Below are 23,808 nucleotides of genomic sequence, written 5' to 3'. Positions count from 1 at the left end.
TTGTCGTAATGTTACAGAAAGCGTGGGCGAAGGAGCGGATTATGCAAGGCAGTTTCTATAGAAGCCTGACACGGCGGCGCGCTCTGGCGGCGCTCGGTGTCGCGGGCATCGGCTTCTCACTGAGCAGTTGCGGTAAAGCGAACAGGCCCGCCAGCGCGACCGGCGAGGAGAAGAAGCTGAACTTCTTCACCTGGGCTGACTACATCGGCGAGACCACGCTGGACGACTTCAAGGCCGCGACCGGCATCGAGGTCAAGATGGACCTGTTCGCGACCAACGACGACCTGTTCGCGAAGATGCGCGCCGGCAACCCCGGCTATGACGTCATCGTGCCGTCCAACGAATTCGTGACCCGCATGATCGAAGCAAAGATGCTGATGGAGATCGACCAGAAGAAAATTCCCAACCTGGTCAACATCGGGCCGGAATGGCGGGATATTAGCTACGATCCGGGCCAGGCGCACTCCGTGCCCTATACCTGGCTGGTGATCGGCATCGGCTACCGCAAGTCCAAGGTGCAGAACATTCCCGATAGCTGGAAATATGTTTTCGACTCCGACGAATATGCCGGTCGCATCGCCATGCTGAGCGAGGCCGCGGACGTCTTCCGACTCGGCTTCAAATACCTCGGCAAGAGCGTGAACGATTTCTCGCCGGAACTGCTGAAGCAGGTCGAGGACATGCTCATCAAGCAGAAGAAGAACATCAAGGTGTTCCACGACGACAACGGGCAGGACCTGCTGGTCAGCGGCGAAGTCGACCTGGTGGTCGAGTACAACGGCGACATCGCCCAGCGCATGCAGGAAGACCAGGATATCGACTTTGTCGTGCCCAAGGAGGGCAGCCTGCTGAACACGGACAATCTGTGCATCCCGGTCGGCGCGCCGCACCCGGAGAATGCGCACGCCTTCATCAATTTCATCCTGGACGCCGAAAACGACAAGAAAATCACCGAGACGATCCAGTATCCGACGCCGAACCTGGCCGCCAAGGCCCTGATGGACGACGCCTACAAGAACAGCCCTGCCGTCTATCCGTCGCCGGAGGTGCTCTCGCGTTGCGAATACGGCCGGTTCACGGGTGCGGAAATCGCGCAGGCGTTCGAAGCGGCGATGACCCGGGTTCGCGCGGCCTGAGCCCCGCGTGCAGGACTGGCGGCGAAATTCCGGCTTCTTCGCCAGTCTGGCGGTCCCTCCGGTCGCCTGGCTGCTGCTGCTGTTTCTGGTGCCGCTCGGCGGCGTCTGGCTGCTGAGCTTCGGCCAGAACACCGGGCTTACGGAAATTACGGTCACCGGGACCCTGGCGAATTACCAGCGCGCGCTGGAGCCGCTCTACCTCGAGATCATGCTGAAATCGCTGTGGATCGCCGGAGCGACGACCATGATCTGCCTGATTGCGGGCTTTCCGGTCGCGCTGGCGATCGTGTTTGCGCCGCCGCGCGCCAAGACCTGGCTGTTGCTGCTGGTGATGCTGCCGTTCTGGACCAATCTGCTCATCCGCACCTATGCGCTGATCGCGGTCCTGCGCACCAACGGCTTCCTGAACGCCGGGCTCGGCTGGCTTTGGGACGGGCTGAGCAGGCCGCTGGCGCTGCTGGGCCTGGGGTCGCTCGCGCCGTTTCAGCCCCTGCACCTGCTGTATACGGATTTCGCGGTCGTGTTCGGGCTGGTGTATGTGCATCTGCCGTTCATGGTGCTGCCGCTCTATGCGGCGCTGGAGCGGATCGACCGTTCCTGATCGAGGCCAGCCTGGATCTGGGTGCCGGGCATCTGCGCACCTTGGCCTATGTCGTCTGCCCGCTGGCGCTGCCGGGCATCATTTCCGGCGTGATCGTCACCATGGTGCCGGCTCTGGGCGCTTACCTGACCCCCGATCTGCTGGGTGGGCCGTCGAGCCAGTTGATCGCCAATGTGATCGAGCGCCAGTTCAAGCGCGCGAACGACTGGCCGTTCGGCGCCGCGCTGTCGTTCCTGTTGATGTACGCCACGTTCATCGCGCTGTTCGTGCGGGCGGCCGTTGCGCGCAGCCGCGGTGGCGGCGGGGCGGCGCTATGAAGCCGATGGTCGAACCCTCGACTATCTGCGTCGGGGCTGGATGCGCCTGTGGCTCGGGCTGGTGTTTGTGTTCCTCTATGCCCCTGCTGGCGCTGGTGGCGTTCAGCTTCAACGACAGCAAGCGCAACATCGTCTGGAAGGGCTTCACCTTCAAATACTACCAGAAAGCCTGGGAGAACTCCGGCCTTGTGGAGGCATTCGCCAATTCCTGGTGATTGCGCTGGTCGCGACCATCGTCAGCGTGGTGCTGGGCGCGATGGCGGCCTTGCTGCTCTGGCGGTTCCGCTTCCCGGCGCGGTCGGTCCTGAGCGGCCTGTTCGGGCTGCCGATCGTGGTGCCGGAAATTTGCATGGGCGTGGCGATGCTCACCTTCTTCGTGAAGATAGGCTGGCCTGCGGACCTCCCCTGGCCCCTCAATCTCGGGGCGGTGACCATGGCGCACATCTCCTTCTGCTTTCCGTTCGTCGCCATCGTGGTCGGCGCGCGGCTGGTATCGTTCAACCCGGAAATGGAGGAGGCGGCGCGTGATCTCGGCGCGAGCGACTGGGACGTGCTGCGCGACATCCTGGTGCCGCACATGAAGCCGGCCCTGATCGCGGGCGGCTTGCTGGCGTTCACGCTCAGCCTGGATGATTTCGTCATCACCTTCTTTACATCCGGCCCGAACACGGTGACGTTTCCGGTCAAGGTTTACTCGATGGTGCGGTTCTCGCTGACCCCTGCGGTCAATGCGGCCTCCACCGTCCTCATGGCGATCACGATCCTGCTGACCATATTGGCGCTGCGGGCGCAGCGTGGCCTGCAGACCCCTCACAGGCGCACTGATGACCCAGCCCATCATTCAGATCGAGAATATCACCAAACGCTTTGGGCCGGTTGTCGCGGTCGATAACGCCACGCTTGCCATCCAGCCCGGCGAGTTCTTCGCGCTGCTCGGCCCGTCCGGCTGCGGCAAGACCACGCTGCTGCGCATGATCGCAGGGTTCGAGGCGCCGACCGAAGGGCGCATCCTGATCGATGGGCAGGACATGAGCCGGGTGCCGCCCAACAAGCGGCCAATCAACATGGTGTTCCAGTCCTATGCGGTGTTCCCGCACCTGAACGTGCTGGACAATGTGTCCTACGGCCTGAAGATGGCCGGCGTCGCCACGGCGGAACGACGGGACCGTGCCGAGCGGGCGCTCGAGCAGGTAAAGCTGGCAGGGTTCGGCGCGCGCAAGCCGGACCAGCTGTCCGGCGGCCAGCGGCAGCGGGTGGCGCTGGCGCGCGCGCTGGTCAACCAGCCCAGGTGCTGCTGCTGGATGAGCCGTTGTCGGCCCTTGATGCCAAACTGCGCGAGGCCATGCGGTTCGAGCTGGCGCAGCTGCAGGACGATGTCGGCATCACCTTCGTGATGGTGACCCACGATCAGGACGAAGCGCTGGCCATGGCCTGCCGCGCCGCCGTGATGAACCGCGGACTGCTGGCACAGACCGGCACGCCTGCCGAGCTCTACGAGTTTCCGGCCAACCGCTTCGTCGCTGATTTCCTCGGCTCGGTGAACCTGTTCGAAGGCCGGCTTGTCATCGACGAGCCACACCGGGCAGTCGTCGAAAGTGCGCAGGCAGGCTGCCCGATCTATCTCGACCACGGCGTCACTGGTGCTGCCGGCGCGACCGTATGGGCTGCTGTCCGCCCGGAGAAGATCGAACTGCATAAGCGCGCCGATGCCACGGCACCGACGATCGAAGACGTGCCGACCGGCTACAATGTGACGCCCGGCACCATCCGCACGGTCTCCTATCTGGGGAGCGAGTCGATCTATCTCGTCAAGCTGGAGACCGGCCACGAGGTACGCGTGACCAGGCCAAACCTCACCCGCTGGGACCAGGAGGATTTCACCTGGGACGAGCCGGTCTGGCTCGCCTGGCACCACGAGTCCGTGATCGTGCTGCAGGCCTGACATGCGGCCAGTGCTTGGCATCATCGCCTGTAATCGCTCCTCCGGCCAGGAAATGGCCCAGCAGGTGCAGAACCGCTATATCGTCAAGGCGCTGAAATATGCCGATGTTGCGGGGCTGATCGTGCCGGCGTTGCCAGACCTGATCGACGCGCGCGAGATCGCACCGCGCCTGGATGGCATCCTGCTGACCGGCAGCCCGTCGAATATCGCGCCTGGTCGCTATGGTGACGCTGAGCCGGGCGAGGGGCCTTTCGACGTAGACCGCGACGCCATGGTACCGGCGCTGGTCGACGCGATGACGGCGCGCGGCCGGCCGGTGTTCGGCATCTGCCGCGGCTTCCAGGAATTGAACGTCGCGTTCGGCGGCACCCTGCGGCGCGATCTGGGGCCTGCGCACCACGCGGATGAGAAGACACAGCTTGGCCCGATGTTCGCGCATGGTCACCCGGTGTCGCTGACACCTGGCGGGTTGCTGGCGGCTATGCTTGGCGTTGCAGAGATCCAGGTCAATTCCGTGCATTACCAGGGCATTGACCGGCTGGGCGAAGGGCTGACCGTGGAGGCGCACGCGCCGGATGGCCTGCCGGAGGCGTTCTCGGCGCGGGTGGGCGGCGCGCCGGTGCTGGCGGTGCAATGGCACCCGGAATGGGACGCGGACGAGAACCCGCACTCCCAGGCCTACTTCCGTGCGCTGGGCCGGGCCTTGCGCGGTGACCCGCTGAGCGGGCAGAGTGGCTGAACACTCAGAAGGATCATCGCATGACTGCTCCCCGTCGCAACTACGATGTCGCCGAACTGCGTCGCCTCGACGTCGCGCACCATCTGCCCGCGCAGGCCGATTACCGTCTGATCGCCGAGATGGGCGGCAGCCGCATCATCACGCGCGCCGAAGGCTGCGTCATCACCGATGGCGACGGGGTCGAGATCCTCGACGGCATGGCCGGCCTGTGGTGCGTGAATGTCGGCTACGGGCGCGAGGAACTGGCGAAGGCGGCGCATGCCCAGATGCTGGATCTGCCCTATTACAACAGCTTCTTCAAGACCGCGAACCCGCCGGCGGTACAGCTGGCTGCGCGCATTTCCGGGCTGCTCGACCACAAGCTGCCGCATGTGTTCTTCAATTCGTCCGGCTCCGAGGCGAACGACACCGTGCTGCGGCTGGTGCGCTACTATTGGACGCTGAAGGGCGAGCCGCAGCGCCAGACCGTGATCGCCCGCTGGAACGGCTATCACGGCTCGACGGTCGCCGGGGCCAGTCTAGGCGGCATGAAGGCGATGCACGCGCAGGGGACTGCCGATCCCCGGCATCGAGCATGTCATGCAGCCCTACTGGTTCGGGGAGGGCTTCGGCGAGGACCCGGAGGCCTTCGGCCTGCGCGCCGCCCGGGCGATCGAGGAGCGCATACTGGCGGTCGGGCCGGAAACCGTGGCGGCCGTGATCGCCGAGCCGGTGCAGGGTGCTGGTGGCGTCGTCATCCCGCCTGAGAGCTACTGGCCGGAGGTGATGCGCATCGTCAAGCAGTATGGCGTGCTGCTGGTGGCCGATGAAGTGATCTGTGGTTTCGGCCGGCTGGGGCAGTGGTTCGGCCACCAGCATTACGGCTTCACGCCCGATATCGCGCCGATGGCCAAGGGCCTGTCCAGCGGCTACCTGCCGATTTCGGCGACGGCGATCTCGGCCGAAATCATCGATGTGCTGAAGACCCGCGGTTCGGACTTCGTGCACGGCTATACCTATTCCGGCCACCCGACCTGCGCGGCGGTGGCACTCGCCAACATCGACATCCTGGAGCGGGAAGGCCTGGTGGCGCGTACCCGCACCGAGACGGGGCCGTATCTGGCGCAGGCGCTGAAACGGCTGGAAGGGCACGAACTGGTGGGGCAGGTGCGCTCGATCGGCCTGCTTGGGGCGGTCGAGATCGTATCGGAGCCGGGCACCAACAGGCGCTTCTGCAACCAGGAGGGGACGGCCGGGCCGATCGTGCGCGATCTGTGCATCGCAGGCGGCCTGATGGTGCGCGGCATCCGCGACACCATCGTCATGTGTCCGCCGCTCATCATTTCGACCGCTCAGATCGACCGCATGGTCGAGATCATCCGCACGGCGCTCGATGCCGCGCTGCCAAGGCTGCGCGCGCTTGAAGCTGCCGCCTGACCAGTCGAGAGGGACTTCCATGACGCACTCCGAAAAATTTGCCGCGTTCAAGGCCTTGCATGTGCCGGGCAACCCGCTGTTGCTCGCCAATATCTGGGACGCCGGCAGTGCGAAGGCCGTGGCGCTTACAGGGGCGAAGGCGCTCGCGACCGGCAGCTGGTCCGTGGCGGCGGCTCATGGCTTCAGGGACGGCGAGCAGCTGCCGCGCGATCTTGCGCTCGCCAATCTGGGGCGGATCCTGGCGGTGGTCGACGTGCCGGTAAGCATCGATCTGGAGAGCGGCTACGGTGCGGACCCGGAGGGGTTGCCCAGACTTTGGCGCTGGCGGCCGAGGCAGGGGCTGTCGGCTGCAACCTGGAGGACAGCGTGCCGGCGACCGGCGACGCCCGGCCACTGGACGAGGCGGTGGCGCGCCTGAGCGCCGCCCGGCGTGGGGCAGGGGCCGATTTCTTCATCAACGCGCGTACCGACGTGTTCCTGCAGAATCCGCCGGAACTGCATACGGCGGATATGCTGGAGAGCGCGCTGGAGCGGGCGCATGCCTATGCCGAAGCAGGGGCGAACGGGCTGTTCCTGCCGGGGTTGATCGCCGCCAGCCTGATCGAGGTCGCGGTTGCAAGATCGCCGTTGCCGGTCAACATCATGATGATGCCGGGCTGCCCGCCGGTCTGGACGCTGAAGTCGCTGGGCGTCGCGCGCATCAGCCAGGGGCCGGGGCCTTATCAGGCCGCCATGGCGGCGCTTACGGAGCTGGCGCGGACCTTTCTCATCGAAGAGGACGCTTGAACCACGCACCGCACCTGCGTATGCGCGGACTTTCACGATGCGGGCGTGGCGAAATCGGTAGACGCACGAGACTTAAAATCTCGAGTCCCTCAAGGACGTGCCGGTTCGAGCCCGGCCGCGCGATAAGCGGCGGTTCCGCACGCGGGTCAGGGTGCCCGAGGTATTAGCCTAAAGCTCTGGCGCAGGTGCCGATACGCCGCATGGGCGCGCTGGCTGAGATCGTCGGGCAGTCGCCTCCTTGCCTCGGACGCTGCGGCCTTCATCACCAGTCAGACCTTCTGCCCGCAACGCTCTGGTTTGTGGTCGTACTCGACGCGATACGCGGGAATAACCGCACGGTGTATAACCGAAGTCCTGGCTGCCTCCTCAAACGGTCGAGATCTCCCCGCCGTCGACGAGCAGCGTCGTGCCCGTAATCCAGGCGGCGCGCGGCGACAGCTTCGGCAAGGTCCTCGGGCGTACCATAGCGGATGATGCCGCTTTCGGCGGTGAGCCGGATCGCGGTCGCACGACCGATACCGCGGCTTGCCTAACAGACAGGGACGACACTACAGCTTACGACCGTAACGCCCGGTCGACCAGAAGCGTGTCAGTATACATGTTGAAGCGCTTGAGCTTGCCGTCGGCTACGCGCCAGACATGAGCGAAGGGCGCGCGCATCGCTTTGCCGGTCGCCTTGCTGGTTCCCGAATAGACACCGAGGCCGACGACACGGTCGCCCTCGGCGATGAAATCCCCGGCAACGGCCGAGAAGTTGTCCCAGTCAGCCATCAAGGGCTTGATCAGTTTCTCGAGTACATCCTCGGGCGTGCGCCAGGTACCGCTGTAGTAGGGAAACCCTTCCGCCTCCGTCCATTCGAGCGCGGGTGCAGCAATCCGAGCAAGTCGGGAATGTCGCCACGGCTAAGCGCGGCGTAGAAGGAACGGACGAGATCGACAGCCTCTGACATGGGCCGTACTCCGAAGTGGGGCCGGGGAGCGCATGGCTCCCCGGCAGCCGGGGTCAGCCGGCGATGGTGGCCAGAAAGCCGAGGCCGAGCGCGTCGATGACGCCCTGCTGCACCGGCGCGGTTGCTGCGTTCACCGCGTCGGCACCGAACGGCTGGCCGACGACGGTGCGCGCCGGGCGGGTGCCCTTGGCGGCGTCGACCAGGCTGACGATCGCGGTCGCGATGTCGTGCGGGTTGGGTGCGTTCTCGCTCTGGAACATCCCCATGAACGTCTCGAACATCTTGCCCGGGATCGCGCCGATTTCGCCATAGGCCGCGCCGACTTGGGCGTCGGCTGGCTGCTGGATTGCGCTGTACATGTTGGTCGGGTACGCGCTCGGCTGGATGAGTACGACATCGACACCAAGCTGCGACAGTTCGTAGCGATAGCTGTCGGTCAGCGCCTCGACCGCAAACTTGGTCGCGCCATAGATGCCGAAGAACGGGAAGGTCACACGGCCCAGGATCGAGCCGATGTTGATGATGAGCCCGTCCTTGGCCGCGCGCATCGCTGGCAGCACGGCCTTCGTCGTGCGGATGACGCCGACGACATTGGTGTTGAACAGCACCTTTGCCTGATCGGCGGTGAAAGCTTCCGACACGCCCGCCGAGGCGAAGCCAGCGTTGTTGACGAGCACGTCGATCCGGCCGGCCTCAGAGAGAACCTGCGCGACACCTCTTGCGACCGAGGTATCGTCTGCGACGTCGAGCTCAACCACGCCGATGCCTTTGGCACGCAGCGCATTGGCGGCTTCGGCATTGCGGCCGGCAACGTCACGCATCGAGGCGTAAACCTTGTGGCCGGCAGCGGCGAGCGTTTCGGCGGTGTCGCGGCCGAAGCCGGACGCTGCGCCGGTGATGAGGATGATCTTGGACATGATGTTTTCCTATCGTTTGAGGTTTGCGATTAGTTAGCGAGGCTCGCCTTGATTTTGGAGGCGACGGCAAGTGCGATCCGCTCGCGGGTCGCAGCCGGCAGCGTGCCTTTGCCGAGCGCGCCGAACATGCCGAGATGGCCTTCAAGCGCCTGCGGCCTGAACGCGACGGCGCGGAACAGATTGGGCACCGACCCGAACTGCTTGGCAACGGCATCGAGCAGTGGGCGCGATGCTTCGGGAGCGTCGGCGATGACAATGCGGGTCATGACGGGTTCCTTCAGCGGGCAAGAGGTTGGGATCGTCCCGGCGAGGAGGCAGATGGTCTATTCCGCTTCACGTCAGTAGCCATTAAGACCGGAAGGTTGGCTTCCGGAAAGTGGTAGGATCGATGGACCGGTTAGAGGCAATCCGCACTCTGGTTGCAGCGGTGGACGGCGGCAGCCTCTCGGCTGCTTCGCGCACGCTTCGCACGCCCCTGCCCACAGTCAGCCGGCGCGTGTCCGATCTCGAGGCGCATCTCGGTGCGCAGCTGCTCGTGCGTACCAGCCGTAAGCTCACCCTGACCGAGGCAGGCGAAACATTCGTGGCGCGCGGCGCATCATTGACGAGCTCAGCGAGGCCGAGCGTGCCGCGAGAGGCGAGTATCACGAACCGCGCGGCGAACTGATCGTCACTGCACCGATTCTGTTCGGCCGACTCCATATTGCTCCGATCGTCCACGCCTTTCTGGTGGCCTGCCCGCAGGTCAGCGTACGCCTGGTGCTGTCAGACTCGGTGATCGACATGGTCGAGGCCCATGTCGACGTCGCAGTAAGGACCGGGCACCTGCCCGATAGTGACCTGATTGCGCGCACTGCCGGCCATATCCGCTGGATTCTCTGTGCAAGCCCCGACTATCTCGCCCGGCGCGGCGAGCCGGCGACACCCGAAGATCTCGTTGACCATGACTGCATCGCCTTCGAAGGTCTCCGGACCTATCGCAGCTGGACGATCGGCAGCGGATCGGCGGCGCGCACAGTCCAAATCCGGCCGCGCTTCTCAGTCAATACCGCGTCCGGCGTGGTCGGCGGGGCCGTCGCGGGCATGGGTATCGCGCGCGTCCTGTCGTATCAGGCTGCCGATGCGATCGCGTGCGGCAGCGTGCGACCAATCCTTCGTGATTATCGCACCGATCCAATCCCGGTTAGCCTTATCCATCAGCCGCTGCGCGTCCAGCCGCTCAAGCGACGCGCTTTCCTGGATTTCGTGGCACCGAGGTTGTTACTTGTGCTCGAAAGGATTGAGGCTGAAATTTGGCATGAATGACGTACGCAGAAATTTAGCATGCCCGGTTCTTGCTGCGTTTCCTATCCTAAAACGCCAGGTATCTGAGAACTTTGCTACTGCAGCTGGCCCACTTCAGGCTGCATCAAACCAGCCTTGTTTGCGCCATACTGTACTCGCCTCGCGGCGGTGGCGAGTCTGAGCGCTGCCCGGCGCGGGGCAGGGGCCGATCTCTTCATCAACGCACGTACCGACGTGTTCCTGCAGAACCCGCCGGTCTGGACGCTGAAGTCGCTGGGCGTCGCGCGCATCAGCCAGGCGCCGGGGCCTTATCAGGCCGCCATGGCGGCGCTTACGGAGCTGGCGCGGACCTTTCTCATCGAAGAGGACGCTTGAACCACGCACCGCACCTGCGTATGCGCGGACTTTCACGATGCGGGCGTGGCGAAATCGGTAGACGCACGAGACTTAAAATCTCGAGTCCCTCAAGGACGTGCCGGTTCGAGCCCGGCCGCCCGCACCAAAGCTCGAGTGATTGTGCAGTCCATCGCTGGATTTGCACTCTCTATGGTTGATTTCCGATGATTTGACAGGAATCGAAGATACTTGCGCAATCGAGCCTTGCATGGAGGCCTAAAACCTCATGAAACTCGAGTGTCCTGAATCTGAAATCCGTTACACCCAATATCAGGCGCGGTTGGATTTCAGATTCGAGAAGGACACGAGCAAGATATTGTTTCTCGTGTCGTTTTCAGAATCGAAGTTCGCTTGGTCGCCCGATATCACAGTGTAGCGAACTTCGATTCCACGACACGAGGTCATGCGTTTATTGTTGTGACCGGTGCTGGAAGGGGCTTTCATGCAGGACGATATTGTGCTGGAACGGCGGGGCGGTTGGGGTGTTGCGACGTTCAATCGCCCCGCCGCCCTGAACGCGTTGACCAGGCAGATGTGCGTGGCGCTTGACGAGGCGCTCACGGCCTGGGCGGACGATCCGAGCGTGATCGGCGTCGTGGCGCACGGGGCGGGGACAAGGCCTTTGCGCGGGCGGCGACGTGCGGGCGGTGCGGGCGCAGGCCCTTGAAGACATGAGCGAGGCGCGTCGGTTTTTCGCCGACGAGTATGCGATGAACAGGCGGCTGTTCAATTTCCCCAAGCCCTATGTCGCGCTGATCGACGGCATCTGCATGGGCGGTGGCGTCGGGGTGTCCTGGCATGGCCGCTATCGGGTTGCCGGGCCGAAGACGCTCTGGGCGATGCCGGAGACAGGGATCGGGTTCTTCCCCGATGTCGGCGTGAGCTGGCAGTTGGCGCGGCTGCAGCCAGGCCTCGGCGCCTGGCTGGCACTGACCGGCGCGCGGCTCGGCGCCGCGGATTGCTTCTGGGCCGGGGTCGCAACGCACCACTGCCCGAACCAGAACGCACTTTTCAGCGAACTGCTGGCTGTAACGGCGGCCGATGCGGTCGAGACCGTTCTGCGCAAACATCATGTCGATCCGGGCGAATCACCCGTCGCAGAGCAGGCGGCTGATATTGCCCGGCTGTTTTGCAGCGCCGACCTGGAGACGATCACGCAGGCCCTGGAGACGCATGACGCGCCGTGGGCCGAGGCTGCGCGCGCCGCCTTGTCCACCGCGTCGCCGACTGCGCTGGCGGTAACCCTGCGCCACCTGCACGAAACGCTCGCCATGCCGTTTGAGCTGGCGATCCTGCAGGATTACCGTCTTGCCTGCCGGATGCTGGAACACGGCGACTTTCTGGAAGGCGTGCGCGCGTTGCTGGTCGACAAGGATCGCAACCCGCGCTGGCAGCCGCCTGGTGAAGTCGATCGTTTCTTCCGTTAGGAGACTTGTGCGCGAATGATGCTTCCTCCCCATCGGCGGAAGGGTCTACACCGAGTGAGGGCCTTAAGGCCCTGGGGTGGTGGAGGGGCGGCGGATAGCTGGCATTTTGGGGATTTTCACCCCACCGTCCGTCTTTCAGACGGACACCTCCCCTAAGGGGAGGATTTTTCTTCCGCGCACAGGTCTCCTAGCAGGCCGCTGAAAAGTGATTTCCCGCACTGCATACTCACAGTCGTCACCCCGGCGCAGGCCGGGGTCCATGGCTAACGCCTTATATTCGTTGCATATGTATGCTCCCATGGATTCCGGCCTTCGCCGGAATGACGAGATGAGTCTGTATTTTTCCACTTTTCAGCAGCCTGCTAGAGCCTGATCGGTTGAGGTTGAAGCATATGTGCTTCAACCGAGGGCGTGAATCAGGCTCTTTTCAAGAGATTAGACCATGATCGCCGCCGCCAAAGCAAGCTTTGGCGGGCGGGCGATGCCACTGAGGTGCAGGGTCGTTTGCCCACCGATCGTCGCGCGCAGCCATTGCAGCCGCCCGATCTGCAAGGCCTGCACCCGGCCGACCAGTTGCGCGTCCAGTCGGGCATGCGCGCGCAGGGACGCTGCGTTGTAGAGCGCGATCCGGCTCAGCGACCAGGCCAGCCCGTGCATGTCCAGCCAATCGCCGGTTGCGGCCCAGAGCGCGGCGAAGGCGCGGCTGGCCCGGTGTTCCGGCGCGATGTGCAACCCCAGGTCCCAGGCGGCGCGGCCGCCGCAATCGTAGAGGGCGGCGATTTCGTCCTCGCGGACCGGCTTCAGCGAAATCCAGGTCACGCCAACCGGGGCTGCACCGCGACTGGCGATCAGGCAGACGCAGCCATCGTCCAGCCGGCGCTGCGCCACCGCCAGGTCCACGCCCGCGACGCCAGCCACCGCTTCGAATTCGCCCATATGGGCCGCAATCCGGTAGCTGTACCCCTTTGGCATCGCCGGCATGCCCGCGCGCGGCGTCGCAATCACGGCATAACTGTGCCAGCTGCCAATCCGGCTGAGCGCGAGCGCGCGGCTCAACCGGTAAGCGGCGAGCCCCGGGCGGTGCAGGAGGTCGGGGTTGAGGCGGGCTGTCATAAGGGCGGCCAAGCTGTCGGCTTTGCCTTGCGCCGACAAGTCCTTATAAGCCTCGCGTCACGCAAAAGAACACAAAGGATCGCAGGTCATGGCCGAGACGGCGGCAAACCCCGCAGCGCCCGTTGCACAGGTGCGCGAACTCCTGACCGAGACACTGGGGCTTGGCGCGCGCGGGGCGATGCTCACGGCCGCCTCGCCGCTGCTGGGCGCTTTGCCGGAACTCGATTCGATGGCGGTCGCAACCGTGCTGACCGCACTCGAGGAGCGCTTCGGCATCCTGATCGACGACGACGACGTCAGCGCCGAGACATTCGAGACCTTGGGCGACCTTGCCGCCCTCGTCGCCCGCAAGACGGCGTGACCCGAGAGATCGTCAGCGTCGAGGTTGCCGGCTGCGCTGTGCCGTGCGTGGCGCACCGCCCGGCGGCGCCTCGTGGCGTCGTGATCTGCGTGCAACCGTTCCTGGAAGAAGCCAACCGCACCCGCCGGCTGTTCAATATGGTCGGGACGGCGCTTGCGGCGCGCGGCTGGTCCTGCCTGCTGCCGGACCTGCCTGGCTGCGGCGAGAGTCCGCACGCGCTGATGCAGGTCCGCTGGCAAACCTGGGTCGAGGCGCTTGCCGGGCTGATCGCGCGGCAGGAACCGCCGGTGCGCCTGTTCAGCATCCGTCTCGGTGCGCTGGTCGCAGCACAGGCGGCGGTTCGGGTGCCTGTCGAACGCCATGTCGCGCTGGCACCTGTCGATCGCGGCGATACCCACCTGCGGCACTGGCTGCGCGTGCGTGCGCTGGCGTCCCGGGAAATCGGACCCGAAGTGAGCGTTGCCGACCTCGAGGGCGAGATCGCTGCCGGCCGCCCGCTGCTGCTGGCCGGCGCGCGGGTGCCCGCCGAACTTGCACAGGAAATCGCGGCGGCGCGCTGGCCGGGCACCGACTATGCCGGCGCGGCGGTCTACCGGCTTGGGTCCGGCATCGGCGGGATCGACGCCCCGGTGTACTGGCAGCTTGCGGAGCCGCCCGAGCCGGGTGCGGCGGCACTTCAGATTGCCGATCTGGTGCTGGCATGAGTGCAGTCCGCCACTGGTTCGTGCCCTGTGAAGGCGATGCGATCGCGCTCAGCCTGCACCCGGCCGAGGGCGACACCGGGGTGCTGATCGTGCCGGGCGGCGTGCAGACGCGCTTTGGCGCACACCGGGGCTTCCGGGCGATCGGAACGCTGTTGGCGGCGGCCGGCTATCCGGTTCTGCGCTTCGACCGGCGCGGCGTGGGCGACAGCGCGGGCCTGGACCCCGGCTTTCGCGGCAGCGCGCCGGACATCACGGCAGCGCTTGCGGCGTTCCGCACGGCGCAGCCGCACCTGCGGGCCATCGTCGGCCTCGGGCTGTGCGACGGCGCAGCCGCGCTCCTGCTGGCGCATGACCTGGCGTTCGACGGCTATATTCTGCTCAACCCCTGGACGCCGGAGGCTGAGGACAGCACCCGGGCCGCTGCCGATCATTACCGCCGGCGGGCCGCGAGCCCCGGGCGCTCAGCCGTGTACTGCGCGGCGAGTTCACGATGGGGCAGCTTCTTGAGCGCGCCCGTGCGATGGTGCAGCCGGCCCCGCAGGCGGTCTCTGCGGAAACCCAGGCCTTGCTGGCACAGCTTCGGGCAGTTGCGGGGCGCACAGCGGTCGTGCTGTCGGACAAGGACTGGACGGCGCGCGCCTTCGAGTCCGTGCTGCCCAAGCTCCCGGACCTCACACTGCTGCGCGTGCCCGTCGCAGACCATAGCTTCGGCCTAGAGGGCAACGAAGACGCCCTGCTGCGCTGTATTCTCGGCTGGCTGCAGGCGCGCGAGTAGGGTGCGACCCCGAAGTAGCGGGTGCAGCCGGATGCGCGTGGGGCGAACCCTGCCTATTCTCGTGTCCTTCTCGAATCTGAAATCCAACCGCGCCTGATATTGGGTGTAACGGATTTCAGATATGGGACACTAGGAACGGCGCGATTGCAGCGTGCGCGAGGGCGTCGAGCGTGTGTGGTTCGGTCGGGAAGTCGGCTGCGACCCAGGCGGCCTGAACTGCCTGCAGCGCACGGCTGACCTGGGGCCGGGCGTCAGGCCGCGGGCGATCAGATCGGCGCCGCGCAGTGGCAGCTTCGGCCGCGTCCACTGGCTCAGGGCCGCCAGTGCTGGCGTAAGCATGGGCGGATCGTCCAGAGCGGCGGCGGCGCGCAGCAGGCGGTCGATGGCCGTGTGGTCCGGCTGGTCATAGGCCCAGCGACGCAGCGCGGCCGGATCATCAAGGGTGGCGAGCGCTGGTGCGGCGATGTGCTCCGCCCCGGCCATGGCGGCCATCCGCGTCTGGTCGGCGCGGGAGAGATGCAACCGCTTTGCCACCGGTTCAAGTGCTGAGTCCGGCAGCAGGCAGGCGAACCGGCGCAGCGGGTCGGGCACCGGCTCCAGTGCGATCAGGCGGGCAAGCCGGACTTGATGCTCCGGCAGCAGTTCCGGCAGCACCGGCACCAGAATCTCATGCGTGAACATGACCGCAAGCGTCGGCAGAACCTGGGTGTGACCAGCAGCTTCAGCAGCTCATCGCGGATGCGCTCGCGGGAGAGCGCCTGCAGGGTGCGCCGGGCGGCGATGCAGGCGGCCAGGCTCTCGGCGTGCAGGCCCGCGGCATAGCGGGCCGAGAAGCGGAAGAAGCGCAGGATGCGCAAATGGTCCTCGGCGATGCGGGTGGCCGGATCGCCGATGAAACGCACCACGCCGGCCGCAAGGTCCGCCTGCCCGCCCGTGTAGTCATAGAGGGCCGGTCAACGGGTTGGCCGACAGCGCGTTGATGGTGAAATCGCGGCGCATCGCGTCTCGCGCCCAGTCCTGCGTGAAGGCGACGGTCGCGTGCCGGCCGTTGGTCGCCACGTCCTCGCGCAGGGTGGTCACTTCGAAGGGCCGCCTGGCGGCGACCACGGTTACGGTGCCGTGCGCGAGCCCGGTCGGCACGGCTTTGAGGCCGGCCGCCGCGATCCGCGCGATCACCTGATCCGGCAGCAACTGGGTGGCGAGATCGAGGTCGGCGCAGGGATGGCCAAGCAGGGCATCGCGCACGCAGCCGCCGACCAGACGGGTGCGTCCGCCCGCGACATCCAGCGCCGCATAGACCTGCGCGGCGGCTTCAGACTGCGCTGTCGTCAATTGCGCCAAGCGGAAAGCGATGTCCTGCACTCCAGACCTCGAGCGTGCTTTCTCCGGGCGGCAGCGCCTCGAGCGCAAGGGTCGCCAGTTCGTAAAACACCGGGCGGCTGAGGCGCGCCCACAGGCCGCGCCGCACCAGCAGCGCCGGTCGCGGTGCACCGGTCGCAGGATCGGACTCGAAGGTCAAGGGTGGTCCGCGTCCGCCGTCACCCAGCCGCCGCTGCCAAGGCGGAACGAAAGCACGGTATCCCGCGCCTCACCCTCTTGCGCCAGTTCCACGGCGAGAAACGGCAGATCGTCGACCCGGATGCCCATTTTCTCGACTGGCGTCACCAGGCAGTAGCGTCCGTCCGGCTCCCGGCGCAGGATGCTGGCGAACAGTTCGACAAGGGCCGGGCGCAGGATCGGGCGGCCCAGATGCTCCCAGACGCCATCCGCCCTGATGCGGATGTCGATGTCGCCGCAATCGGGCGGATTCCAGGCTTCGACAGGGCGTGCGGCGGCTACAGTGCGCGCGAGCGCCTCCAGCGACCGGTCTTGCCCGATAGTCGCACTGACGGTTGCAGGCTGGTCGATGCTCATGCACCGTGTATATGAGACACAACGCCCGATCACCAAGACAGGACCCGCGCGTGCTGCATCATATTCCGCACAGCGAGGACGCAACAGACGCCCGCTTCACCCATCTGGCCGATATGCTCAATCGGGCGCGGGACGCGCTCGCAAGGGTCGTGCTCGGGCAGGATGCGGTTATCGAGCTGACCCTGGTCACCCTGCTGTGCGGCGGGCACGGGCTGCTGGTCGGCCTGCCGGGGCTGGCGAAGACCCGTCTGGTCAAGGCGCTGGGTGCTGTGCTGGGCTTGGACGCCCGGCGCATCCAGTTCACGCCGGACCTGCTGCCCGCCGACATCCTCGGCAGCGAAGTGCTGGAGACGGCGACCGATGGCAGCCGTGCGTTCCGCTTCATCGCCGGGCCGGTGTTCGGCCAGCTGCTGATGGCGGACGAAATCAACCGCGCCTCGCCACGCACCCAGTCCGCGCTGCTGGAGGCGATGCAGGAAGGGCAGGTGACGGTCGCGGGCCACAGCCATGCGCTGCCTGCCCCGTTCCATGTGCTGGCAACCCAGAACCCGCTGGAGCAGGAAGGCACTTATCCGCTGCCGGAGGCGCAACTGGACCGCTTCCTGTTCCAGATCGATGTGCCGTATCCCAGCCGTGACGCCGAGCGCGCGATGCTGCTGATGACGACCAGCGCTGTAGACGCATCGCCAGAGCCGGCGATGACCGCCGCCGACCTGGCGCAGGCACAGGCGCTGGTGCGCGCGATGCCGATCGCCAACCATCTTGTCGACGCCGCGCTTGATATGGTGCGGGCCGCGCGCCCCGGTGGCGCGCTCGGCGAAGGGCTGGACTGGGGTCCGGGGCCACGCGCCGGACAGGCGCTGCTGCTGGGCGCGCGGGCGCGGGCGCTGCTGGCCGGGCGGACCACGCCGCTGCTCGACGATCTGATCGCGGTTGCCCCAGCGGCCCTCAAGCATCGCATTCAATTGTCCTACGCTGCACGCGCGCGGGCGAGAGCGTGGACGGCGTCATCAAGGCTCTGGTCGCCCGTCTTGACGCCTGACGACCGCACAACCTGCTGGCTGACGGGCGCGGCCCTGGCGCAGGCAGCGCCGCAGCCGTGGCTGGCGCGTGCGCCCGCGCCGACGCATGCGCTTGCCGGCGAGCGACGCATGCGCCGGGCCGGTGTCGGGCAGGATTTCTGGCAGTTCCGGCCCCTTGAGGCCGGTGAGCCGGTCGAGCGGATCGACTGGCGACGCTCCGGCCGGTCGGATGCGCTTTATGTGCGCACCCATGAACATCTGGCACCCGGGCGCATGCTGTTCTGGGTCGATGGCAGCGCCTCGATGGCGTACACCAGCAGCCCTGAACTGCCCACCAAGGCGCAGGCGGCGCTGACGCTTGCGGCGGCGCTGATCGTGCTGGCGCGCGGGCGCGGCGAGCGAGTCGGGCTGGTGGCGGGCGGACGTACGGATGCGCCGATGCGCGTGTTCGAGGCGCTGGGCCGGGATGGCGCGCCGGCGACGGTGACCCCGGCTCGCGGTGTGACGCCGGTGCTGGTCGGTGATTTCCTGGCGCTGCCGGACTTGCCCCAGGGCGGCGGTCTTCTGGTGCGTGTGGTCGACCCCGCCGAGGCTGAATTTCCGTTCGAGGGTGCGCTGGACCTGATCGACCCTGAGGCTGCTGATGCGCCGCGCCGGCTCGACGATGCGGCGGCGCTGCGGATGGACTATCTCCAGCGCTGGGCTGCGCATGGCACGGCGCTGGCGGCGCGTGCCGCGGGGCCGGTTGGACCCTTGTTACAGCGCGAACCGATGCCCCGCTCGCTGAAGCGCTTGCCGCCAGTGTCGCTGCGCTGGAGCCGCTGGCATGATGACGCTCGGGCCGCTGGTGCTGGCGTCACCGTGGGCGCTCGCCGGGCTTGCCAGCCTGCCGGCGCTGTGGTGGTTGATCCGGCGGCGTCCGCCCGTGCGCCCAAGCGTGATGTTTCCCCTCTGGCGCTGCTGGGCGATGCGCGTCAGGCTCCGCCGCCAGCGCGCACGCCGCCCTGGTGGCTGCTGCTGTTGCGGCTGGGTGCGCTGCTGTTGCTGCTGCTGGGTCTGGCTGGCCCGAGTTGGCGGCCGGACCCGCCACCCCGCCGGGCCGGCTTCTCCTGGTGCTGGACAATGGCTGGACTTCTGCGGGCGTGTGGGAACAACTGCGCACGGCAGCGCTGCGCCGGCTGCAGGCCTTGCCTCCTGAAGCGCAGGTCGCGGTGATGACCCTTGCACCCCATGCCGGCGCTGTCCCGCCGCGCTACGCTTCGCTGGCGGTCGCCGCGCGCGTGATCGAGGCGGCGGACGCGCACCCTGGCGCGCGGATGGACTCGCGGCGGTGCGGCTGCTGGCGGGGCTTGCGCCGCCAGACCAGACCCTGCTGCTGACCGACGGGCTGGATGGCCCGGCGCTCGATCCTCTGATCAAGGCCTTGCCCACACGGGGCTGGCGATCCAGCGGCCGCCGCATGCCCCGGTCGTTATCCGCATGATGCAGCCGGTCGCGGGCGGCTGGCAGGTGCAACTGGTGCGACCGCAGGCGCTGGAGGCGCGCGATGTCGTGCTGGAGGCGCTCGATGCGGCAGGCGATGTGGTCGGCGAGAACAGCGAGGCGTTCCCTGCTGGTGAGTCCGTGTTGACCATGACGATCGCCGTGCCGCCGGCGCTCGCTGCCAAGGTGTCCCGTCTGCGCGTGCGCGGGCAGGCAATGGCGGCTGGAGTCAGCCTGATCGACGCAGGCTCCACCCGCCCCGCGTCGTGCTGGTGGGCGAGGCGTCGGGCGCGCGCACCCTGCAATCCGGTCTTTACTATTTGCGCCGCGCGCTGGAGCCCTACGCCGATCTGGTGGAGCGCGGGCTGGACCGCCTGCCGCCGGACGACGCCAGTATCCTGATCCTCGACGATGCCCCGCTTACGCCGGGCGCGCAGTCGGATGCGCTTCTGGCCTGGGTGCGCAAGGGCGGCGTGGCGATCACTTTCGCCGGGCCACGCATCGCCGAGAACGGCACCGCCCTCGCGCCGGCGCCGCTGCGCCGCGGTGCACGCAACCTCGGGGGCGGCTGTCCTGGGGTCGCCGCAGCCCGTCGGCGGGTTTGCGCAAGACGGACCGTTCGCGCGACTCCCGACCCGCGCCGAGGTCACGGTTGCGCAGCAGGTGCTGCCGCTTGACCCCGCTGCCGCCGAACGCTGGGCCTGGCTGGCCGACGAAACGCCGCTGGTGAGCGCAAAGCCGCTTGGCGCCGGGCTGTTGGTGCTTGTGCACACCACCGCAGGACCTGAGTGGACCAGCCTGCCGCTCTCCGGCCAGTATGAAGCGATGCTGAAGCGGCTGATGCCGCTGGCGCGCAACCGCAGCGCCCGCGCCGCGCCTGATGGCGCGCCATGGACTCTCGACCAGGCGCTGGACGCGCGCGGCGACCTGATCGCGCCTGCGAGCCCGTCCGTCATCGCGGATGACACGCCGATCGGCCCGCCGCGCCGCCCGGGCTATACCGGGCCGGCGGCGCGAGCGTTGCACGCAACATGGCAGGGCAGGGCGGCATTGTTACGCCATTTTTCCGCTTCAAGCCGCTGGAGGCGAGCATTCCGCAGGCTCAACCGGAAGGGCGGCAGCTTGCGCTGGCCCCGCCACTGCTGCTCGGCGGGCTGCTGCTGCTCGTGCTCGATGCCTTGCTCCTGCTTGGCGTCGGCTGGCGCCGACCGGTGCTTGCGGCCTTGCTGGTGCTGCTCGTGCCGCTGCCCGCCCGCGCCCAGTTCTTCGGGTTCGACGCGCCGCCACCGCGGGCGCGTTCGCCGTCGGAGCTGGTGCAGATCGGCTGGGTGCGCACGGCAGGGCGCGACGCGGCCAGCAAGGCGGGTCTGCAGCAGCTCGCCAATGCGCTGGCGACGCGCACGGCCGTGCAGCCGGCGGTACCGACTGCGGTCGACCCCGCACGGGATGCGCTTGGTGCCTACGCCATGATCTACTGGCCGATTGCCGTCGCTGGCCCGCCGCTGACGCCGCAGATCGCCGACCGTGTGCGGCGCTACCTCGAGGAAGGCGGCCTGGTGTTGTTCGATGTCGTCGACAGCAGCGTGACACAGGGCGGCCTGCGCAGCCGGCTGGCGGCGCTTAGCTGCCGCCGCTCGAGCCGCTGACAGAGAAGCATGTACTGGCGCGCACCTTCTACCTGCTGCGCGAGGTGCGCGGCGCGGACGGGCCGACGACGCTCTGGGTCGAGACGGGCACCAAGGGCGATAGCGGCGCGACCACGGGCGTTGTCATCGGGGCCGGCGATTTCGCCCGCGCCTGGGCATCCGGCGACAATGAGCTGGCGTTGCGCACCGGCATCAACCTGGTGGTCTATGCCTTGACCGGCACCTACAAGGCCGATCAGGCGCACGTGAAGGCGCTGCTCGACCGTCTGGAGCGCACCCGGTGAGCCTCTCGCTTGCCCCTGTCGCGCCGCTCTGGCTGATCGCGGCGGGCGTCCTGCTGCTGGTGCTGCCGGCGCTGCGGACACGGTTTTGGCCGCAGGAGTCGCGCGGATCGGGCTGGCGCTGGCGCTCATGCTGGCGCTGCTGCAGCCGATGACGACGATCGAGGAACGCGCCCCACGCGCTGATATCGGCGTACTGCTGGTCGACGATAGCGCCAGCATGGCGCTGGAGCAGGGGCGGGCGCAGGCCGCCGCCGCCCGTGCGGTGCTGGAGAAAGCAGCACCTGGGCTGGGATGGCGCACCCTGACCTTGCGCAATGCGCCAAGGGCCGGGACTGAACTTGCACCCGTGTTGCAGCGCGCGCTGGCCGGCGTCGATCCAACCCGGCTGGCGGGCGCTGTGGTGCTGACCGATGGCCGGATCGCGGATGCCGCAACGCTTGCCGGCCTCAACCTGCCGAAACGGCCCGTCCATATACTGGTCACGGGGAAGCGCGATCGCCCGGATTTGCGGGTGCGGGTTGAACAGGCGGCGGTCTATGCGCCGGTCGGCCGGGTCGTGCCGGTCCGGTTCACGGTCGAGGGTGGCGCACCGGGCCAGGCCGTGCGCGTGGACTGGCGGCGGCAGGACGGCAAGACCGGAACAGTCGAGGCGATTATCGGGCAGCCGCAGACGCTAAGCGTGCCCGTGCTCCAGCGCGGCACCAACCTCGTGGTGTTCAGCGTACCGCCGGTCGGGCAGGAAATCGTCACCGCCAACAACCAGGCGCTGGCCAGCATCACCGGCATGCGCGACCGGCTGAATGTGCTGCTGGTCTCCGGCGCGCCAGGCCTGTCCGGGCGGCTCTGGCGCGACATGCTGAAGTCCGACCCCAACATCACGCTGGTGCACTTCACGATCCTGCGCTTTCCAACCTCGCTCGACCCGACCCCGGCGCGCGAGATGGCCTTGATCCCGTTTCCGGTCGAGCAATTGTTCGAAGAACGGCTGCCGCAGTTCGATCTGATCATCCTCGACCGCTTCGACGAATTCGACCTGGTGCCGGATTACTACATCGCCGGGATGCGTGATTTCGTCGAGCGCGGTGGCGCCGTGCTGGTGACTGGCGGCAGCGACCTCGCCCGCCTCGACGGGCTGGCCGCCAGCAGCCTAGGCCCTGCGCTGCCCGTGCGCCTGACCGGCGGACTGTCGACCCAGCCGTTTCGACCGCGAGTCGCCAAGGCGGGGAAGTCCACCCCGTGACTGAGGGGCTGCAGGATGTTTGGCCCGGCGGACGGGATTGGGGGCGCTGGGAGACGCTGGCCGAAGCCGAGCCGCGCCGCGGCGATACGTTGCTGACCGATGAGGCCGGCCGGCCGCTGCTGGTGCTGGCACCGTTCGGCAAGGGCCGGGTGGCGACCCTGTTGTCTGGCGACGTCTGGCGCTGGGCACGCGGCGTCGATGGCGGCGGCCCGCGCGACGAGCTGCTGCGGCGGCTGGCGCACTGGCTGATGCGCGAACCGGACCTGGAAGACATGCGCCTCAGTGCCGAGGCAGCCGGCGGCTGGCTCGACGTCAAGGCGACCAGCCTGCGCCCGCCGGCCAGCGTAGAAGTGTTCGGCCCCAACGACCGGCGGCAGGTCGCGCCGCTGGTACGCTCCGGAGAATATCAGGCCAGCGCACGCCTGACTGCTGCGAACGATGGCTTGTACATGCTGCGCGCAGGCGGTCGTGCGACCGTGGCGACGGTTGGCAATCCGGCCGAGATGAGCGCCGATCCGGCCGCGCTGGCGCAGTTGCGTACCTTCGCGCAGAAGACCGGCGGGCAGCTCGGCTGGCTGGAAGACGGTACGCCTCAGCTGCGGCGCGTGCCGGTGGGTGCCCGGACCGCCGGAGCCGGCTGGATCGGCATGGTCGAGAACCGTTCCGGCGCGCTGATCCGTGTCGACAGCGCGCCCGTGCTGCCGCCGCTGCTCGTCTGGGGGCTGGTCGCGCTGGCTGCCGGCGTTGCCTGGTGGACCGAGCGTCGCTAGCGCCTTTCTTGTCGCTTTCGCCTGAGGCACTTTAACACAAGTGCCTCAATCTCAGTCGGAAAGGCTCTGTCCCGAATCTGAAATTCGTTACACCCAATAGCGGGCGTGGTTGGATTTCAGATTCGAAAACGACACGAGGAGGTTCTTATGCAATTATGGGCGCAGGATGCGGAGGATCTGCAGGTGCTGTCAGCGCTGCTGCAGGATGCTGTTCTGCGCAGCGCTGACCTCGGGTTCGACCGGGCGCGCCGACGTTTTGCCCTGGTACTGAACCGCTTCTGCTGGGAGCAGCCCAATCAGCCGATGCGTGTCCGTGCCGCTGTGCGCATCGATCATGTCCTTAAGGTTGAGCGCGCCGCCTGGCCGCAGCCGGACGCGGTGCTGGACCTGCTGGCGGTGCAGTGCGCCACGGCGGACGATGGGCTGGGCGCGTGCCTGACCCTGCCGTTCGCCGGCGGCCCGGCGCTGCGTTTGCAGGTCGAGGCGGTGGATGTCTTGTTGGAGGATATCGGCGCAGCGTGGCCGGCGCGCATGACGCCGGACCACGCCGACTGACCGATCAAACCCGGCGACGCCGCGTTGTTAA

At 67.2% G+C, this 23,808-nt stretch carries 38 protein-coding genes, 2 tRNA genes and 1 pseudogene; 31 read left to right on the top strand and 10 right to left on the bottom strand.

Features of this window, described 5'->3' with window-relative positions:
* The first annotated feature begins 41 nt into the window (after nt 1–41).
* The 12 genes and pseudogenes from E6W36_RS01515 (at nt 42) to E6W36_RS01480 (ending at nt 7,059) form a co-directional block, all read left to right on the top strand.
* Nucleotides 42–1,136 (top strand): ABC transporter substrate-binding protein, encoded by a 1,095-nt coding sequence (locus E6W36_RS01515; protein ID WP_222873538.1) that lies wholly within the window; start codon nt 42–44, stop codon nt 1,134–1,136.
* 7 nt (nt 1,137–1,143) lie between these two features.
* Complete coding sequence (locus tag E6W36_RS01510; RefSeq protein WP_246047949.1) at nt 1,144–1,737, top strand: ABC transporter permease; 594 nt, start codon at nt 1,144–1,146, stop codon at nt 1,735–1,737.
* A gap of 41 nt (nt 1,738–1,778) precedes the next feature.
* The gene (locus E6W36_RS17300) at nt 1,779–2,054 is read left to right on the top strand and encodes a hypothetical protein (RefSeq protein WP_246047947.1); all 276 of its coding nucleotides are present in this window, start codon (nt 1,779–1,781) and stop codon (nt 2,052–2,054) included.
* A complete protein-coding gene (locus tag E6W36_RS21390) occupies nt 2,051–2,269 on the top strand; it encodes a hypothetical protein (RefSeq protein ID WP_342776739.1) in 219 nt (72 codons plus the stop codon). The genes E6W36_RS17300 and E6W36_RS21390 overlap by 4 nt, the downstream gene beginning before the upstream one ends.
* Nucleotides 2,266–2,946 (top strand): ABC transporter permease, encoded by a 681-nt coding sequence (locus E6W36_RS01505; RefSeq protein ID WP_342776738.1) that lies wholly within the window; start codon nt 2,266–2,268, stop codon nt 2,944–2,946. The genes E6W36_RS21390 and E6W36_RS01505 overlap by 4 nt, the downstream gene beginning before the upstream one ends.
* Nucleotides 2,879–3,448, top strand: coding sequence for an ABC transporter ATP-binding protein (locus tag E6W36_RS17295; RefSeq protein ID WP_246047945.1), 570 nt, complete (start codon nt 2,879–2,881; stop codon nt 3,446–3,448). Before E6W36_RS01505 ends, E6W36_RS17295 begins: the two co-directional genes overlap by 68 nt.
* The gene (locus E6W36_RS17290; RefSeq protein WP_246047943.1) at nt 3,364–3,996 is read left to right on the top strand and encodes an ABC transporter ATP-binding protein; all 633 of its coding nucleotides are present in this window, start codon (nt 3,364–3,366) and stop codon (nt 3,994–3,996) included. Before E6W36_RS17295 ends, E6W36_RS17290 begins: the two co-directional genes overlap by 85 nt.
* 1 nt (nt 3,997) lies before the next feature.
* On the top strand, nt 3,998–4,735 hold the full coding sequence (locus E6W36_RS01495; RefSeq protein WP_222873537.1) for a gamma-glutamyl-gamma-aminobutyrate hydrolase family protein: 738 nt from the start codon (nt 3,998–4,000) through the stop codon (nt 4,733–4,735).
* A gap of 20 nt (nt 4,736–4,755) precedes the next feature.
* Nucleotides 4,756–5,481, top strand: a complete 726-nt coding sequence (locus tag E6W36_RS20120) for an aminotransferase class III-fold pyridoxal phosphate-dependent enzyme (RefSeq protein WP_281277409.1) — start codon at nt 4,756–4,758, stop codon at nt 5,479–5,481.
* On the top strand, nt 5,423–6,151 hold the full coding sequence (locus tag E6W36_RS20115; RefSeq protein ID WP_281277582.1) for an aminotransferase class III-fold pyridoxal phosphate-dependent enzyme: 729 nt from the start codon (nt 5,423–5,425) through the stop codon (nt 6,149–6,151). Before E6W36_RS20120 ends, E6W36_RS20115 begins: the two co-directional genes overlap by 59 nt.
* Nucleotides 6,108–6,937 (top strand): annotated as a pseudogene (locus tag E6W36_RS22700) (isocitrate lyase/PEP mutase family protein). The gene E6W36_RS20115 and the pseudogene E6W36_RS22700 overlap by 44 nt, the downstream one beginning before the upstream one ends.
* A 39-nt stretch (nt 6,938–6,976) precedes the next feature.
* A tRNA-Leu gene (locus tag E6W36_RS01480) sits at nt 6,977–7,059 on the top strand.
* Nucleotides 7,060–7,492: 433 nt separating this feature from the next.
* Here the strand turns inward: E6W36_RS01480 and E6W36_RS01475 are convergent.
* From E6W36_RS01475 to E6W36_RS01465, 3 genes are all read right to left on the bottom strand, one after another.
* Nucleotides 7,493–7,813, bottom strand: a complete 321-nt coding sequence (locus E6W36_RS01475) for a nuclear transport factor 2 family protein (RefSeq protein ID WP_222874363.1) — start codon at nt 7,811–7,813, stop codon at nt 7,493–7,495.
* Nucleotides 7,814–7,940: 127 nt separating this feature from the next.
* Nucleotides 7,941–8,804, bottom strand: coding sequence for an SDR family oxidoreductase (locus E6W36_RS01470; RefSeq protein WP_222873536.1), 864 nt, complete (start codon nt 8,802–8,804; stop codon nt 7,941–7,943).
* A 29-nt stretch (nt 8,805–8,833) separates the two neighbouring features.
* Nucleotides 8,834–9,070 carry a carboxymuconolactone decarboxylase family protein gene (locus E6W36_RS01465; RefSeq protein WP_222873535.1) on the bottom strand — a complete coding sequence of 79 codons (237 nt, stop codon included), beginning with the start codon at nt 9,068–9,070 and terminating at the stop codon, nt 8,834–8,836.
* Between the two features lie 161 nt (nt 9,071–9,231).
* On the opposite strand from E6W36_RS01465, the gene E6W36_RS17275 reads away from it, so the two are divergent.
* The 6 genes from E6W36_RS17275 to E6W36_RS01440 all read left to right on the top strand — a co-directional run bounded on the left by E6W36_RS17275 (nt 9,232) and on the right by E6W36_RS01440 (nt 11,911).
* Nucleotides 9,232–9,471: a helix-turn-helix domain-containing protein gene (locus E6W36_RS17275; protein WP_246047938.1), complete on the top strand. Its 240-nt coding sequence runs from the start codon at nt 9,232–9,234 to the stop codon at nt 9,469–9,471.
* A complete protein-coding gene (locus E6W36_RS01460) occupies nt 9,384–10,109 on the top strand; it encodes a LysR substrate-binding domain-containing protein (RefSeq protein WP_342776904.1) in 726 nt (241 codons plus the stop codon). Before E6W36_RS17275 ends, E6W36_RS01460 begins: the two co-directional genes overlap by 88 nt.
* A gap of 147 nt (nt 10,110–10,256) precedes the next feature.
* Nucleotides 10,257–10,463: a beta/alpha barrel domain-containing protein gene (locus E6W36_RS01455; RefSeq protein WP_222873534.1), complete on the top strand. Its 207-nt coding sequence runs from the start codon at nt 10,257–10,259 to the stop codon at nt 10,461–10,463.
* Nucleotides 10,464–10,502: 39 nt separating this feature from the next.
* Nucleotides 10,503–10,590 (top strand) — tRNA-Leu (locus E6W36_RS01450).
* A 336-nt stretch (nt 10,591–10,926) separates the two neighbouring features.
* A complete protein-coding gene (locus E6W36_RS01445) occupies nt 10,927–11,151 on the top strand; it encodes an enoyl-CoA hydratase/isomerase family protein (RefSeq protein ID WP_222873533.1) in 225 nt (74 codons plus the stop codon).
* The gene (locus E6W36_RS01440; RefSeq protein WP_342776737.1) at nt 11,123–11,911 is read left to right on the top strand and encodes an enoyl-CoA hydratase/isomerase family protein; all 789 of its coding nucleotides are present in this window, start codon (nt 11,123–11,125) and stop codon (nt 11,909–11,911) included. The genes E6W36_RS01445 and E6W36_RS01440 overlap by 29 nt, the downstream gene beginning before the upstream one ends.
* 435 nt (nt 11,912–12,346) lie before the next feature.
* Here the strand turns inward: E6W36_RS01440 and E6W36_RS01435 are convergent, their stop codons facing one another.
* Nucleotides 12,347–13,024, bottom strand: coding sequence for a hypothetical protein (locus E6W36_RS01435; RefSeq protein ID WP_222873531.1), 678 nt, complete (start codon nt 13,022–13,024; stop codon nt 12,347–12,349).
* Nucleotides 13,025–13,112: 88 nt separating this feature from the next.
* Here E6W36_RS01435 and E6W36_RS01430 point away from each other — a divergent pair, with 88 nt between their 5' ends.
* Nucleotides 13,113–13,385 carry an acyl carrier protein gene (locus E6W36_RS01430; RefSeq protein ID WP_222873530.1) on the top strand — a complete coding sequence of 91 codons (273 nt, stop codon included), beginning with the start codon at nt 13,113–13,115 and terminating at the stop codon, nt 13,383–13,385.
* Entirely contained in the window at nt 13,382–14,089 is a 708-nt protein-coding gene (locus E6W36_RS01425) for an alpha/beta hydrolase family protein (RefSeq protein ID WP_222873529.1), read from the top strand. The genes E6W36_RS01430 and E6W36_RS01425 overlap by 4 nt, the downstream gene beginning before the upstream one ends.
* Here the strand turns inward: E6W36_RS01425 and E6W36_RS01420 are convergent.
* Nucleotides 14,062–14,520, bottom strand: a complete 459-nt coding sequence (locus E6W36_RS01420; protein WP_222873528.1) for a hypothetical protein — start codon at nt 14,518–14,520, stop codon at nt 14,062–14,064. The two genes, E6W36_RS01425 and E6W36_RS01420, sit on opposite strands and share 28 nt — an antisense overlap.
* 59 nt (nt 14,521–14,579) lie before the next feature.
* On the opposite strand from E6W36_RS01420, the gene E6W36_RS01415 reads away from it, so the two are divergent.
* The gene (locus E6W36_RS01415; RefSeq protein ID WP_222873527.1) at nt 14,580–14,864 is read left to right on the top strand and encodes an alpha/beta hydrolase family protein; all 285 of its coding nucleotides are present in this window, start codon (nt 14,580–14,582) and stop codon (nt 14,862–14,864) included.
* 129 nt (nt 14,865–14,993) lie between these two features.
* On the opposite strand, the gene E6W36_RS17270 is transcribed toward E6W36_RS01415, so the two are convergent.
* Genes E6W36_RS17270 through E6W36_RS01405 form a run of 5 tightly spaced genes read right to left on the bottom strand, consistent with a single transcriptional unit; the run spans nt 14,994 to nt 16,778 of the window.
* Complete coding sequence (locus tag E6W36_RS17270) at nt 14,994–15,545, bottom strand: tRNA nucleotidyltransferase/poly(A) polymerase family protein (RefSeq protein WP_246047936.1); 552 nt, start codon at nt 15,543–15,545, stop codon at nt 14,994–14,996.
* A complete protein-coding gene (locus E6W36_RS17265; RefSeq protein WP_246047934.1) occupies nt 15,470–15,769 on the bottom strand; it encodes a tRNA nucleotidyltransferase/poly(A) polymerase-related protein in 300 nt (99 codons plus the stop codon). Before E6W36_RS17265 ends, E6W36_RS17270 begins: the two co-directional genes overlap by 76 nt.
* 34 nt (nt 15,770–15,803) lie before the next feature.
* Nucleotides 15,804–16,205: a tRNA nucleotidyltransferase/poly(A) polymerase family protein gene (locus E6W36_RS17260; RefSeq protein ID WP_246047932.1), complete on the bottom strand. Its 402-nt coding sequence runs from the start codon at nt 16,203–16,205 to the stop codon at nt 15,804–15,806.
* Nucleotides 16,177–16,383 carry a DUF1285 family C-terminal domain-containing protein gene (locus E6W36_RS21385; RefSeq protein WP_342776736.1) on the bottom strand — a complete coding sequence of 69 codons (207 nt, stop codon included), beginning with the start codon at nt 16,381–16,383 and terminating at the stop codon, nt 16,177–16,179. Before E6W36_RS21385 ends, E6W36_RS17260 begins: the two co-directional genes overlap by 29 nt.
* Complete coding sequence (locus tag E6W36_RS01405; protein ID WP_342776735.1) at nt 16,380–16,778, bottom strand: DUF1285 domain-containing protein; 399 nt, start codon at nt 16,776–16,778, stop codon at nt 16,380–16,382. Before E6W36_RS01405 ends, E6W36_RS21385 begins: the two co-directional genes overlap by 4 nt.
* Before the next feature lie 50 nt (nt 16,779–16,828).
* Between E6W36_RS01405 and E6W36_RS17255 the strand changes: the two genes are divergently transcribed.
* From E6W36_RS17255 to E6W36_RS01350, 10 genes are all read left to right on the top strand, one after another.
* A complete protein-coding gene (locus E6W36_RS17255; RefSeq protein ID WP_246047930.1) occupies nt 16,829–19,015 on the top strand; it encodes an AAA family ATPase in 2,187 nt (728 codons plus the stop codon).
* 115 nt (nt 19,016–19,130) lie between these two features.
* Nucleotides 19,131–19,283 carry a hypothetical protein gene (locus E6W36_RS01390; RefSeq protein WP_222873525.1) on the top strand — a complete coding sequence of 51 codons (153 nt, stop codon included), beginning with the start codon at nt 19,131–19,133 and terminating at the stop codon, nt 19,281–19,283.
* Nucleotides 19,280–19,684 carry a hypothetical protein gene (locus tag E6W36_RS01385; RefSeq protein ID WP_222873524.1) on the top strand — a complete coding sequence of 135 codons (405 nt, stop codon included), beginning with the start codon at nt 19,280–19,282 and terminating at the stop codon, nt 19,682–19,684. Before E6W36_RS01390 ends, E6W36_RS01385 begins: the two co-directional genes overlap by 4 nt.
* The gene (locus E6W36_RS01380) at nt 19,636–19,959 is read left to right on the top strand and encodes a DUF4350 domain-containing protein (protein WP_222873523.1); all 324 of its coding nucleotides are present in this window, start codon (nt 19,636–19,638) and stop codon (nt 19,957–19,959) included. The genes E6W36_RS01385 and E6W36_RS01380 overlap by 49 nt, the downstream gene beginning before the upstream one ends.
* Nucleotides 19,960–20,313: 354 nt before the next feature.
* Entirely contained in the window at nt 20,314–20,928 is a 615-nt protein-coding gene (locus E6W36_RS01375) for a DUF4159 domain-containing protein (protein ID WP_222873522.1), read from the top strand.
* Nucleotides 20,907–21,212: a DUF4159 domain-containing protein gene (locus tag E6W36_RS20110; RefSeq protein ID WP_222874362.1), complete on the top strand. Its 306-nt coding sequence runs from the start codon at nt 20,907–20,909 to the stop codon at nt 21,210–21,212. The genes E6W36_RS01375 and E6W36_RS20110 overlap by 22 nt, the downstream gene beginning before the upstream one ends.
* Nucleotides 21,209–21,364: a hypothetical protein gene (locus E6W36_RS01365; protein ID WP_222873521.1), complete on the top strand. Its 156-nt coding sequence runs from the start codon at nt 21,209–21,211 to the stop codon at nt 21,362–21,364. The genes E6W36_RS20110 and E6W36_RS01365 overlap by 4 nt, the downstream gene beginning before the upstream one ends.
* Nucleotides 21,340–22,452: a hypothetical protein gene (locus tag E6W36_RS01360; protein ID WP_222873520.1), complete on the top strand. Its 1,113-nt coding sequence runs from the start codon at nt 21,340–21,342 to the stop codon at nt 22,450–22,452. The genes E6W36_RS01365 and E6W36_RS01360 overlap by 25 nt, the downstream gene beginning before the upstream one ends.
* Nucleotides 22,449–23,222: a hypothetical protein gene (locus tag E6W36_RS01355; RefSeq protein ID WP_222873519.1), complete on the top strand. Its 774-nt coding sequence runs from the start codon at nt 22,449–22,451 to the stop codon at nt 23,220–23,222. Before E6W36_RS01360 ends, E6W36_RS01355 begins: the two co-directional genes overlap by 4 nt.
* 147 nt (nt 23,223–23,369) lie before the next feature.
* Nucleotides 23,370–23,777, top strand: coding sequence for a DUF2948 family protein (locus E6W36_RS01350; protein WP_222873518.1), 408 nt, complete (start codon nt 23,370–23,372; stop codon nt 23,775–23,777).
* Nucleotides 23,778–23,808: the final 31 nt, after the last annotated feature.

Source organism: Hankyongella ginsenosidimutans (assembly GCF_005144965.1).
Lineage (GTDB): Bacteria > Pseudomonadota > Alphaproteobacteria > Sphingomonadales > Sphingomonadaceae > Hankyongella > Hankyongella ginsenosidimutans.
The sequence above is the reverse complement of the archived record's forward strand: the minus strand, read 5'-3'. Positions and strand labels throughout refer to the sequence as shown.

Coding starts and splice junctions, on each gene's coding strand:
- E6W36_RS01415 (WP_222873527.1), top strand. CDS start 14,580: ATGGGGCAGCTTCTTGAGCGCGCCCGTGCGATGGTGCAGCCGGCCCCG.
- E6W36_RS01465 (WP_222873535.1), bottom strand. CDS start 9,070: ATGACCCGCATTGTCATCGCCGACGCTCCCGAAGCATCGCGCCCACTG.
- E6W36_RS01350 (WP_222873518.1), top strand. CDS start 23,370: ATGCAATTATGGGCGCAGGATGCGGAGGATCTGCAGGTGCTGTCAGCG.
- E6W36_RS01375 (WP_222873522.1), top strand. CDS start 20,314: ATGGCAGGGCAGGGCGGCATTGTTACGCCATTTTTCCGCTTCAAGCCG.
- E6W36_RS01360 (WP_222873520.1), top strand. CDS start 21,340: ATGCTGGCGCTGCTGCAGCCGATGACGACGATCGAGGAACGCGCCCCA.
- E6W36_RS01430 (WP_222873530.1), top strand. CDS start 13,113: ATGGCCGAGACGGCGGCAAACCCCGCAGCGCCCGTTGCACAGGTGCGC.
- E6W36_RS21390 (WP_342776739.1), top strand. CDS start 2,051: ATGAAGCCGATGGTCGAACCCTCGACTATCTGCGTCGGGGCTGGATGC.
- E6W36_RS01470 (WP_222873536.1), bottom strand. CDS start 8,804: ATGTCCAAGATCATCCTCATCACCGGCGCAGCGTCCGGCTTCGGCCGC.
- E6W36_RS01420 (WP_222873528.1), bottom strand. CDS start 14,520: ATGATCGGCAGCGGCCCGGGTGCTGTCCTCAGCCTCCGGCGTCCAGGG.
- E6W36_RS01445 (WP_222873533.1), top strand. CDS start 10,927: ATGCAGGACGATATTGTGCTGGAACGGCGGGGCGGTTGGGGTGTTGCG.
- E6W36_RS01435 (WP_222873531.1), bottom strand. CDS start 13,024: ATGACAGCCCGCCTCAACCCCGACCTCCTGCACCGCCCGGGGCTCGCC.
- E6W36_RS01495 (WP_222873537.1), top strand. CDS start 3,998: ATGCGGCCAGTGCTTGGCATCATCGCCTGTAATCGCTCCTCCGGCCAG.
- E6W36_RS01385 (WP_222873524.1), top strand. CDS start 19,280: ATGATGCAGCCGGTCGCGGGCGGCTGGCAGGTGCAACTGGTGCGACCG.
- E6W36_RS17270 (WP_246047936.1), bottom strand. CDS start 15,545: ATGTTCACGCATGAGATTCTGGTGCCGGTGCTGCCGGAACTGCTGCCG.
- E6W36_RS01405 (WP_342776735.1), bottom strand. CDS start 16,778: ATGAGCATCGACCAGCCTGCAACCGTCAGTGCGACTATCGGGCAAGAC.
- E6W36_RS17295 (WP_246047945.1), top strand. CDS start 2,879: ATGACCCAGCCCATCATTCAGATCGAGAATATCACCAAACGCTTTGGG.
- E6W36_RS20120 (WP_281277409.1), top strand. CDS start 4,756: ATGACTGCTCCCCGTCGCAACTACGATGTCGCCGAACTGCGTCGCCTC.
- E6W36_RS01515 (WP_222873538.1), top strand. CDS start 42: ATGCAAGGCAGTTTCTATAGAAGCCTGACACGGCGGCGCGCTCTGGCG.